This is a genomic window from Burkholderia sp. Nafp2/4-1b (assembly GCF_003635165.1).
Classification (GTDB): Bacteria; Pseudomonadota; Gammaproteobacteria; order Burkholderiales; family Burkholderiaceae; genus Burkholderia.
On sequence record NZ_ML058637.1, the window covers coordinates 1 to 7,890 of the forward strand.

The 7,890-nt window shown below is 58.6% G+C and carries 7 protein-coding genes and 1 pseudogene; 3 read left to right on the forward strand and 5 right to left on the reverse strand.

Annotation, left to right across the window (positions count from 1 at the left end; all coding sequences use genetic code 11):
* Positions 1–194, reverse strand: a 194-nt coding sequence (locus C7H84_RS33540; RefSeq protein WP_121862844.1) for an SDR family NAD(P)-dependent oxidoreductase, incomplete at its 3' end; no start/stop codon positions are given.
* A 306-nt stretch (positions 195–500) separates the two neighbouring features.
* On the opposite strand from C7H84_RS33540, the pseudogene gcvA reads away from it, so the two are divergent.
* Positions 501–1,416: pseudogene (gene gcvA / locus C7H84_RS33545) on the forward strand (transcriptional regulator GcvA).
* Positions 1,417–1,705: 289 nt separating this feature from the next.
* Here gcvA and C7H84_RS33550 read toward each other — a convergent pair.
* Complete coding sequence (locus tag C7H84_RS33550; protein ID WP_162999460.1) at positions 1,706–2,656, reverse strand: nucleoside recognition domain-containing protein; 951 nt, start codon at positions 2,654–2,656, stop codon at positions 1,706–1,708.
* 116 nt (positions 2,657–2,772) lie between these two features.
* A complete protein-coding gene (locus C7H84_RS33555; protein ID WP_121862839.1) occupies positions 2,773–3,888 on the reverse strand; it encodes a branched-chain amino acid aminotransferase in 1,116 nt (371 codons plus the stop codon).
* Positions 3,889–4,064: 176 nt separating this feature from the next.
* Between C7H84_RS33555 and C7H84_RS33560 the strand changes: the two genes are divergently transcribed.
* Positions 4,065–4,931, forward strand: coding sequence for a LysR family transcriptional regulator (locus C7H84_RS33560; RefSeq protein WP_121862840.1), 867 nt, complete (start codon positions 4,065–4,067; stop codon positions 4,929–4,931).
* A gap of 294 nt (positions 4,932–5,225) precedes the next feature.
* Here C7H84_RS33560 and C7H84_RS33565 read toward each other — a convergent pair whose 3' ends face one another.
* Both C7H84_RS33565 and C7H84_RS33570 read right to left on the reverse strand, forming a co-directional pair.
* A complete protein-coding gene (locus tag C7H84_RS33565) occupies positions 5,226–5,687 on the reverse strand; it encodes a YbaK/EbsC family protein (protein WP_121862841.1) in 462 nt (153 codons plus the stop codon).
* A 158-nt stretch (positions 5,688–5,845) separates the two neighbouring features.
* Positions 5,846–6,721 (reverse strand): PhzF family phenazine biosynthesis protein, encoded by an 876-nt coding sequence (locus C7H84_RS33570; RefSeq protein WP_121862842.1) that lies wholly within the window; start codon positions 6,719–6,721, stop codon positions 5,846–5,848.
* A gap of 264 nt (positions 6,722–6,985) precedes the next feature.
* Between C7H84_RS33570 and C7H84_RS33575 the strand changes: the two genes are divergently transcribed.
* Positions 6,986–7,885, forward strand: a complete 900-nt coding sequence (locus C7H84_RS33575; RefSeq protein ID WP_121862843.1) for a PLP-dependent aminotransferase family protein — start codon at positions 6,986–6,988, stop codon at positions 7,883–7,885.
* Positions 7,886–7,890: the final 5 nt, after the last annotated feature.

Consider the following 7,890-nt stretch of genomic DNA (forward strand, 5'->3'; position numbering starts at 1 on the left):
GAAAGATCCGCCGTCAGCGCCGATACCTGACCCAGCGCCGCCAGTTCCTTGCGCGCTTCCTCCGTCTTCTCCGCACGGTGGCCAACGATCACCGCACTGCCGCCCTCGGACAGCACCATGCGCGCCGACTCCATCCCCATCCCGCTCGTACCGCCTACAACCAGCAGCTTCCTACCCTTGAATTGGGTGCTCATCTCTAAACCTCTCTTTGCGCCTGCCAATCGACAGGTCTTGATAGAAGAAAAGCCCGAATGGGACTGCCGGCTCATGCCGGTGTCGGCCCCGTGCGGCCCGCTACGACCTTTCGCACCGATCGGGTCGCGATCGACGCCAGCGCCCCTCTAGCAGAAAAACTATTCACCCAACTCCGCATCGCAGCATTCCGATGCCGTCGGGACTGACAAGGTGCTGACCTTCGACTCAGGGGGAATTTTTCGCCTATTTGCATCTACCCGCAAACGAGATAAAGTGTCAGCCAATGAAAGAAAAACTTTATCGCGATGAAATCACCCATCCATCTGAATGCCCTGCGCGCCTTTGAAGCCAGCGCCCGCCACCAGAGCTTCTCTGCGGCAGCGGTCGAGCTGAACGTCACGCCCGCAGCGGTAGGTCAACTCGTCCGGACGCTCGAGGAGTGGCTGGGTACGCCGCTTTTTTTTACGGAGTTCCGGCGGGCGGGTGCGCCTCGTCCCTACGGAGGCGGCGGAGCGCGCATTGCCGGACATCCGGGCTGGCTTCGATCGCCTGGTGTTGGGTCTGGAACGGCTGCGGGAAGGCTCGGCCAACGGCGTACTCACCGTGACTGTCAGCCCAGCCTTTGCAGCAAAATGGCTCCTGCCGCGCATCGATCGGTTCCAGAACGCGTGGCCGGACACGGACGTGCGCCTGGACACGAACCACAAGTCGGTGGATTTCGTGGCACAACGGGTCGATGTCGGCGTGCGCTACGGCATGGGAAGCTGGCCAGGTCTGAGAGCGGACAAACTGATGGAAGAAGAGGTCTACCCGGTCTGTTCACCCGAGCTACTGCGCCAGCACTGGCGCCTGCGCACCCCAAACGATCTGGCCCGAGAAACCCTGATCCACGATTTGTCGATGGACGGCCACGCGGGCTTTCCGACTTGGGAGACCTGGATGCAGAAAGCTGGTGTGACCGACGCCCCTCCCACGCGCGGCATGCAAATCAACAACTCAGCGGCTGTTTTGCAGGCGGCCATCGAGGGGCACGGCGTTGCCTTGGCGCGCAGCGTTATGGCCCATGATGATTTGGTCAGCGGCCGCCTGGTGCGGCTGTTCCCGGATATCAAATTCGCATCCGCGCTGGCCTACTACGTTGTTTACCGGCCCGAGTGCGCCGCACTGCCGAGGCTGGCGGCCTTTCGCGAATGGTTGCTCGAGGAGGCAACTCACCGGTAAAGCAACCAGCCTGAGGCGAAAGGCCTCGCCGGCTTGCCTACGAATGCGGTATCAGGGCTACACTCGTTCTCACAAAGCACATCTTGGTTGCCTAGGGTACGCAGCCAAGTGCGAGGCTCTACTCGTTGATCGAGACCTGCAGGGGCGATCGTATCGCCCCCACGGCTACCTCAACCGGACGTGCTAGCGTCTACCGTTGGAAGAAACCGTCTCGGACTACGAAGCGACTGACCGCCATTACCGAAATCTACAGCCATGGGCGCCCGAGTAGTACCATGCCGTCGATTTCCTAACCGACCCAGATTCCCAACAACGTGCGCACGGTAATTCCGATACAGCCCCCGATTATTCCTGGCATGGCATTTTTTGCTAGGCGTGGTCCGGCTGAAAGCATCACTGCGACGCCAGGAAGGTCAAGAGGATGAAGAAGAAAACCGGCGCTGCCCAGACTGATGAGGGCCGGCTCCAATTTCCCTTTGGAAGCAGCATCATGGGCAATGCCAAGAAACGCGCTGACCCCACCCACGTACTTACCGAGACTAGGCAGAACCAACCCGGGTGCAATGCCGATGGAGGTTAGTGCTGGCGCTAGCAGGTTTTCCAGTGCTTCGGTCACGCCAATCTTCTGAAGAAGAAGAACGACAACGATGGAGATCAACAACATTGGAATAACATTGAGGACCATGTGGACTGCTTCTGAGCCACTGGTATTGATGATTTTCAACAGGGACGATCTGCTGGTTTCCTCGCGATCTTGCCCGGCGTTCGACTCAGAGACATTCGACAATCTGCCACCAAACAGCCAGTAGGTACAAGACGCGGCAACAAGGCCTCCAACGACAGCAATTGTCAAGGTAGTGGCCACATCAAGTCCCATTGCTGCCATGGGGAAAAGAACATTGGCTGGAGCCATGCTTAACGAACCCGCCATCGCCGCGGCCAGATGTCGATCAGAAGCGCCTCTGCGCTCCATAAGCGCTAGAGTCGGCAGCGGCGCAAAAAAACTGACGAAGCTGACTTGGAACATGGCTAGAACCCCAAGGCCGGTTAGACCAAATGGCCGTGCAATTGGAGTCAGGCCGCGGATGGTCCATTCAAGGAGACCCGTTACTTCAAGAACGCGTAACAAGATCGTCATTACGACCATGATCGGCAGTAGCGTGTAAAAGCAAACCTCCAGTGCGCCACGGCCAGCTTGCAGAATTAGCTCAATCAATTCTTCTTCTATTTCGATATGCAATCGCAGTGGTCACGTATAGCCGCACCTTATGGTCGCTGGCCGTCGTGAATCACGAGTGATCGCGTGCAAATTGCTGGGCAGCCGATTCCAGCAACCCAGCGACGTTGATTGGGAATTCAAACCACCCGAACGGTCCACCCATAAGGATCGCTGCGCTGACCATGCTGAATACCAAGCAGGTTCTCGCGAAGCTGTGTTGCAACGGGCCCAGGTTCACCACCGTTGACCACAATGTCCTCGTCGTCCGAAGTTCTGGCTCGGCCCACCGGAACGATGACCGCCGCGGTCCCGCACGCAAAGGTTTCAGTGATTTCCCCGCTTCGGCATCCGTCCCGCCATTGATCCACGTCGATGACGCGTTCTTCAACGGCGTAACCAAGCTCCAAGGCGAGCGTCAGCAGACTGTCCCGCGTCACGCCCTTGAGCAACGAACCGGTCGGCTTTGGCGTCACCAACTTGTGGCCTGCGCCGTCCTTGAAGACGAAGTAAAGATTCATCCCGCCCATCTCCTCGATCGTCTTGCGGTCGATGGCGTCGAGCCAGACTACTTGTTCGCAACCATTAACCATCGCCTCAGCCTGCGCAGCAAAGCTGGCGGCATAGTTGCCCGCGCACTTGGCTTCCCCCGTGCCGCCCCGGGCAGCGCGGATGTAGTTCTTTGAAATCCAGACCGAAACCGGCGCGAGCCCCTTGGAGAAATACTCGCTCACTGGACTCGCAATGACTGCAAACGTGTAGGTTTCCGACGGCTTAGTAAGCAACCTTGGATCTCGTGCAAACATCATGGGCCGAAGATACAGGCTTGCCCCCGGTCCTCGCGGCACCCAGTCACGCTCGACATTGACCAGCGCCTTGAGGGCGCTAAGGAACATCTCTTCCGACAAGGGTGGCATCCCCATCCGCGTGGCGCTCGCGGCGAAGCGGTGGGCGTTCATTGACGGTCGGAACAAGGTGATGCCGCCATCCGGAGTCGCATAGGCCTTGAGGCCCTCGAATATAGCCTGCCCATAATGGAGCACTGCCGAAGCCGGGTGCATCTCGAAAGGCGCAAAGGCAACCACGGAGCAGTCGTGCCAGCCTTTCTCGGGCGTATATTTCGCAATCGCCATGTGGTCGGTGAATGCGCTGCCAAACGGCGGCTTGCTTTCGATGACCGCCTGCCGTTCGACTGCGCCAAGTGCATGCGTCGACTTGTGTACCGTCACGCCAGCTACTACTGAGGTGTTTCCCATTGCTAAGACCCTGAGTGGTTGGGTACTGAAAAATTAGGATTGCGACACATGCGAGGATGATTCAACCCCAGCGCGGGCGTCACACATCTGAATTCTGTGCAGCCCCGATGATTCAATCAAGCGAATAATTTTGATGTGATAATTTCGCTTATCGAATAAATGGTGGCGATCCATCCATGCTCCAGAAAGACCTCCAAATTGACTGGTTGAGGGCCTTCATTGCGGTTGTTGATACCGGCTCGGTGACAGCTGCAGCACGGCAGGTCTTCCGCTCACAGTCCGCAGTCAGCATGCAGCTCAAGAAGCTCGAAGAAAGCATTGGTCGACCGCTGCTGAATCGCGGGACGAGACAACAAATGTCGCTGACCCCAGCTGGATTCGACTTGCTGGGCTATGCGCGCAAGATGCTGGAGCTTCATTCCAATGCGCTCGTGGCTATGCACGGCGGAAGCGTATCGGGCCGCGTCAGCATTGGCGTACCCGATGACTATGCACAGGCGTATCTCGCCCCGGTGCTCCGCACGTTCTCGAGCAGATTCAACGACGTAGAAGTGACCTTGCTGTGCGAGCCATCTATCGCGCTTCTGGCCAGGCTGGAACGCGGGGAAGTCGATCTGGCGGTCATGACCCGCGACACGCCGAACCGCGGGGAGCTGCTGTTTCGAGAGAGCCTGATTTGGGTCGCGTCCGAGCAGCACGAAGTCTGGAAGCGAGATCCACTCCCCATCGCGGTACACGGCATCGACGGGCGCCTGCGCTCGGCGGTAATTACCGCCATCTCGGCCAAGCAGCGAGACTATCGGGTCGTCTATAACAGTCCGAACGTCCTGGGCCAACTTGCCGCCGCGGAAAGTGGGATGGCGGTAGCTGCCATCACGCGCTGCTGTGTGCCTCCTGGCCTTAAGGTACTGGATACGCGCAACGGTTTGCCGGAACTGCCGGAACTGGAAGTGGCACTTGTGCGGAGCAAGCGCTCCAAGCGTTCAGTCGCGGTCGACGTGATGCATACACAAGTAACCCGATCACTCAAAATGCAAACCTAACCAACCTTGCGTCGGAGCTACCTTATGTCGTGGGTGCTGGAAAGCGCGTCACGCGCGGCGCTCAGGCGGCTCCGATTGCCGGGCGGCGAGGACAAGGTTCACTCCCTCTCTGGCCGGAGTCAGTGCGCACCCTCGCCCATGCCCCTGACTGGCTCCGCGAACAACCGCAGGTCTTCCTCTCAGACCTAACTCCATCTACGTCGCTCTCGAGCCGACGATGCCTCACTAAGCGGACCGCTAGCGCTTGGTCATTTGTTGTTAGACGGCGCTAACCGAAGCGATCGAAGACCAACGTTAAGACTGCGTGACATTGATCCACTGAGCGTTGACTAGATCTGCCATGCGCATTGGACTGACCCGAACGGCGGCGTTGGGCGCTCCCCCTGCTGGGATTACTTCGTCATATGCCTTCAGCGACACGTCACAATAGACTGAGACCGCGTCCGGTAGAGCGAACGGACAAACGCCGCCTACAGGGTGACCGGTGCGCGCCTCGACGTCGGCTGCATCGAGCATCTTCGCCTTGACGCCGAACCGTTCCTTGAACTTCCTGTTGTCCAGACGCGCGTCGCCTCGCGCCACGATCACGATGACGTCATCATTGATCCGCATTGAGAGTGTCTTGGCGATCTGCCCTGGCTCAACACCAAGCGCATTCGCGGCAAGCTGCACCGTGGCAGTGCTTTCGCTGAGCTCAATCACCGACAGGTCGTTGGCCTTGTCAGCGAGAAATTTTTTCACGGACTCGAGACTCATCGGATCCCCTCGGCTGCGTACTTGCCTTGCGAGCTGCTGTTTCCGTCTCTTGAGTTTTTAATACACGTCACCCAACGTTTCATTTATTCGAAACCTTTCTAACATTCGCGATGCGTGCCCGCTTATGGCGGGTACGCATCAACTTCAGGGCGGATCCGTCAGGTCGACAACAGCCCGTCGATACATGTCACTGCGACCCCACCCACACGAATGGAATTTTCGCTCACCGCGAGTCGGAGTAAGCCTGCTCGCCCCACTTTTGCTCCCTGCGAGGATAAGAATTCGCTACCGAAATGCGCAGCTTGCCCCGTATGTCGGATAAAGACGCCAACACTGCCATTCCCGCTTCCACACACCGGATCCTCGCTGACGCCCACGGCAGGCGCAAATGCGCGAACCTCGATCCGAGCGCGATCCGGGCTTTCATACTCGCCAAAAATAACGACGCCGGTCGCTTTCGCGTTGATGTCCTGGACTTTCATTCGGGACAGGTCCGGCTGGGTCGACAGCACCGCACGAGCATCGGGCAACTGGGCAACGATCCAGCGCGCACCGACATCGATCAGGCACGGATTGAATTCGGGCTTCAACGGCGTACCCAGAATCGCTTCGAGCTCGGTACGCTGCGTGTCGTCCAGCGGGGCTACAGCTGGCGCAGGCAGATCAAATGAAATCCACCGTTCGCCGTCCTCGTGGGTCACCTTAAGCTTAATCAGACCCGCGCCGCATTCCTGAACCAGGTTCCCATCGCGAGCCTCGATCATGCCAGCTTCCAGCAATGCATGCGCCGTACCGATCGTCGGATGGCCAGCGAACGGCAGTTCTCCGCCTGGCGTGAAGATACGCACGCGGTAGTCGGCGTCTACATTGCTTTTCGGAATGACAAATGTCGTTTCGGAAAGATTGGTCCAGTTCGCGATCTGCTGCATCTGTTCGCTGGTGAGTCCGTCCGCACGTAACACTACCGCGACGGGGTTGCCCTTGAACCGCACGTTGGTAAAGACGTCGACCTGCTTGAAAGGGACATTCGACATGGGTATTCCTCGAAAAATGCGACTCTCGTGATTTGCTTGAGGCTGTGACGGCGGCGATGACGCTGAACGAGTCCAGCCAGATGAATTGAACAGCGGCAACAGGGTCCTGAAGTAGGGGCGCCAACGCATACGAGGGGCCGCTCGTCCATTGGGCCATCAGGGACATCCTAATGTTATGCTACTGATGGAAACAGACCCAGTTCCGGCAGAATCGAATGGGTACAGTTTTCAAAATTCAGCCACCGTCCCCAATGGATGACCGTGATGGGAAGAGCCAACTCTAAAAGCCCGCTCTATCAGACCTTGGCCGACGAACTGACAGAGGCCATAACATCCGGCCGCCTCCCGGCGGGGGCCAGCTTATCGTCGTTGCGCGAATGCGCCGCGCGGCGTGCGCTGAGCCTCAACACCGTGACCGCTGCGTATCGGCTTCTTGAAGATCGCGGCCTCATCGTAGCGCGGCCACAGTCCGGATTTTACGTTTGCAGCGACCTGCCCGAGCCGCAACAGGCATCGCGTACCGCGCCGAGCGTCGCGACAAAGGGTGCTCAAGAGGACCTCATGGCGACGGTACTGAGTGCCCAGCGCCGCCCCGGCCACGTCGATCTCGCGTTTGCAGGCCCCAGCGGAAAAAAATTCTATCCAAGCGAGCGCCTGGCAAGATTGACGAGGTCGGTTCTTTGCCGCCACAGCGGGATCGTGTCGACCTACGCATTGCCCCCGGGATCGGAACTACTACGCGGACAGATTGCACGGAGAGGCCAACGACTAGGCATGCACCTTTCCGCCGAGAACATAGTTCTTACCCACGGCGCGGTGGAAGCGCTTCAACTGGCACTCAGAGCATGCACGCGCCCCGGGGACCATGTCGGTATAGAGGCGCCATCGTACTTCAACCTTTACCCGCTATTGTCCAGCCTCGGGCTAAACGCCATTGAAATCCGGACACATCCAAGAAATGGCCTTGATGTCGACGCGGTAGAACAACTGCTACGCTCGAGGCGGATCCGCGCCTTGGTAGCAATGCCCACCGTGCACAACCCGTTGGGTTGCACGATGCCTCTCGGTGCCAAAGAACGCCTGGCAAAGCTGGTGAACCATCACCGTGTGCCGCTGATCGAGGACACCGTGTATGCAGAGCTCCAATTGTATGCGGTCTTTTAACGACG

What these genes read in the sequence shown, in the direction of transcription:
- C7H84_RS33555 (WP_121862839.1), bottom strand. Translation starts at nt 3,888, where the DNA reads ATGGGAAACACCTCAGTAGTAGCTGGCGTGACGGTACACAAGTCGACG.
- C7H84_RS33565 (WP_121862841.1), bottom strand. Translation starts at nt 5,687, where the DNA reads ATGAGTCTCGAGTCCGTGAAAAAATTTCTCGCTGACAAGGCCAACGAC.
- C7H84_RS33570 (WP_121862842.1), bottom strand. Translation starts at nt 6,721, where the DNA reads ATGTCGAATGTCCCTTTCAAGCAGGTCGACGTCTTTACCAACGTGCGG.
- C7H84_RS33560 (WP_121862840.1), top strand. Translation starts at nt 4,065, where the DNA reads ATGCTCCAGAAAGACCTCCAAATTGACTGGTTGAGGGCCTTCATTGCG.
- C7H84_RS33575 (WP_121862843.1), top strand. Translation starts at nt 6,986, where the DNA reads ATGGGAAGAGCCAACTCTAAAAGCCCGCTCTATCAGACCTTGGCCGAC.